This is a genomic window from Xaviernesmea rhizosphaerae, from assembly GCF_001938945.1.
GTDB lineage: Bacteria > Pseudomonadota > Alphaproteobacteria > Rhizobiales > Rhizobiaceae > Xaviernesmea > Xaviernesmea rhizosphaerae.
This window is the reverse complement of the sequence record NZ_MKIO01000003.1, coordinates 1-679: the sequence shown is the minus strand read 5'-3', so window position 1 is coordinate 679 and position 679 is coordinate 1. Positions and strand designations below refer to the sequence as shown.

Genomic DNA, 679 nt, shown 5'->3' with positions numbered 1-679 from the left:
TCTAGAGTCTGTCAGCACTACTCGGAATCGCGATGAGATTCCCTTGGGTTTGATTTTGTGATTCAAGATCATTGCTGGATTGGAGGCCAGCAATGATGGCGCGACCTCTTTCTCTTGATTTGCGAATGCGCATTGCGGCAGCATTGAACGATGGCATGACGGTTCGTGGCGCAGCGAAGCGGTTCGGGATATCGGCTGCAACCGCGGTCCGTATTGGACAACGCGATCGGTCCGGTAGAGGCCTGATGCCGGCGAAGATCGGCGGGTATGTCAAACCGAGACTGAGGGGCGCTGCGGCCGATGCCGTGCGTCAGCGGCTGCAGATCAAGTCCGACTGGACGGTGCGTGCGCTGTCGGCGGAGCTGAAGTCCGTGGGGATCAACGTGTCCCACGACACCGTCTGGCGTTTCCTGCGCAGCGAGGGCAAGACCTTCAAAAAAACGCTGATGGCAAGCGAGCAGGATCGTCCGAAGGTGGCCCGGTTCCGGATGCGATGGAAGACCCATCAACATCGGCTTGATCCGGACCGTCTCGTCTTCATCGACGAAACCTGGGTCAAGACCAACATGACGCGCACCTGCAGCTAGTGTCAGCGCGGAGAGCCTCTCATCGCGAAAGTTCCTCACGGTCACTGGAAGACGCTGACCTTTCTGGCCGGTTTGCGCCGCGACAGCATCGT

Annotated in this window: 1 protein-coding gene; it reads left to right on the top strand. The window is 58.9% G+C overall.

Translation table 11 applies throughout. The features are described from left to right. The first annotated feature begins 92 nt into the window (after positions 1–92). Positions 93–587, top strand: coding sequence for a hypothetical protein (locus BJF92_RS00025; protein ID WP_245294615.1), 495 nt, complete (start codon positions 93–95; stop codon positions 585–587). Positions 588–679 lie beyond the last annotated feature (92 nt).

Excerpts from the sequence above, each read along its gene's own strand:
- BJF92_RS00025 (WP_245294615.1), top strand. The coding sequence starts at position 93 with ATGATGGCGCGACCTCTTTCTCTTGATTTGCGAATGCGCATTGCGGCA.